2 protein-coding genes are annotated in these 1,762 nt (G+C 44.2%); both read right to left on the minus strand.

What is annotated here, in order from left to right:
- A partial coding sequence (locus BFQ03_RS30895; protein ID WP_239695286.1) for a replication initiation protein occupies positions 1–310 on the minus strand: 310 nt, incomplete at its 3' end.
- A gap of 607 nt (positions 311–917) precedes the next feature.
- Positions 918–1,762, minus strand: an 845-nt coding sequence (locus BFQ03_RS26325) for a nucleotidyl transferase AbiEii/AbiGii toxin family protein (protein ID WP_083204917.1), incomplete at its 5' end; no start/stop codon positions are given.

Consider the following 1,762-nt stretch of genomic DNA (forward strand, 5'->3'; position numbering starts at 1 on the left):
GGCCTTCCCTATATTTCACATGGAAAACCCAGCGCATACGCTCCACTAGCTTGCCCTTTACGTATCGACGAATGTCCCGGTTGAACAACCTAGTAGCTGCATCGTCCAGTGCCTCATAGGCGTGTTTCACATCAATGCCAAACACATCAGCAAAGATGTCGGCCCGGACGGTCAGATAGCCGTCCTTAGGCAGAGGTTTGCGCGAATCAATCAGCGACGCTGCGCAAAGAACCAAGCGTTTCTCGTTGAGCGTCAGAGTATGTGAGGCCTCAATAAGCTTGTTTGACTGAGTAACCTTGTTCTCAACCATTTTCAAATCTCTACCCGGAATCTCTCCCTGTTAAGGTATTTGGGGAGAGGGAGTTAGTCAACATACTCTCCCTGATCCCGAGGAAGGAACAGCTATCTGTGTTTGTGGATAACAGCCGGAATCTCTCCCCTTAAACCCGGAATCTCTCCCCCTTAAACCCGGAATCTCTCCCCCTTAAACCCGGAATCTCTCCCCCTTTATCGTAAAAAATCCTTTTAAAACAAAGAGTTATTGATTCTAAAACAAGGATAAAACAAGAAAAACAAGCTTTAAAAGCCAGGAATTCCAAACGTTGACCTATAGACGATTGCCAACTGACTGCAACACCTAGGAATAGGCCAATGAAGATGTAAAAGAAGGAAGATATCCGTTCTCCAGGTATAGCGCCGCTCCAGTCGCTGTGCGCCCTCCATACACCGCGAGCAACCTTGACGTCGAGGAAGGGCTGCTTCGCTCCTTCACGGCGCAGGCTCCGCCCTGCGCGCTTTGCTTGCTCGCAACTTAGCCCTTAGGGGCCTGTCTTAGGTTCAGGGTTCACCAGACGCAGAACCTAAGACCCAGATCTAGTTCCTCTCAGATGTGAACCGCTTCCGCTGTCGACTATTAGTTACGCATTTCCCGTATCCCATGGAAGAGATTTAAAGAACGCGGACACTCTGGTGTAAGACTCTTCGAAATCTGGTAGCTCTACGACAGTATCCTTTAGGGATGCGTACCCTTCAAAAGAACGTCTTTTTATTTCAGGGTCGTCTATGCCATTTACGTTTAGAAGATAATCGATGTTTTTACCTTCGCTCTTATTGAGTAAGGAGCGGTGAATTTTTGTTTTTTCTTCTTCGCTTAAAGTATAAATTGTGCTGAGTAAATAGTTTACATCGTATATATCCTGCTCTCTATTTCTTTTCCGCTCAGATTGCTGAAGTATAGATCTAATTTTTTCAGCAAGTAAATCGCATATATCATATGCCTGGATTTCACCATCATGATCACCAAGCTGTAACATTTCAACGTTGTATGATTTTTCATTGAAGCTGTAATCAATTACAATTACTAAAGGGCAATTTTTTTCATTAAGTCGCTTCATTTGAGCCGCGTTGCTTCGCAAGCAATAAGCAAGCTTCATCTTAATCGTTGGGAAAGTACCTTTTGGATTTGGCTTTATTTGGTACGATTGTAGTTGGCATTTTATTCCATAGTTTAGTCCAGACTCAACCACGTCCATGGATTCATTTAACGACTTTTCAAACTCTTCTAGATCTATCTCAGCAAGTTTTTTTTCTGTAGAAAAATCGATATCCGTTGTGAACCGAGTGCTCCCATAGCGAATCCCAAGAAGTGTTCCTCCTTTTATGATCATGCTAGTTCTTAGAGACTCATTTGAAGATATAGCTCTAAGGATGATGTGGGTAGCTTGTCTGGCCAATAGGTAATCAGGCTGGGCTTCTTGAACCC

Source organism: Pseudomonas sp. 25 R 14, from assembly GCF_900004755.1.
GTDB lineage: Bacteria > Pseudomonadota > Gammaproteobacteria > Pseudomonadales > Pseudomonadaceae > Aquipseudomonas > Aquipseudomonas brenneri.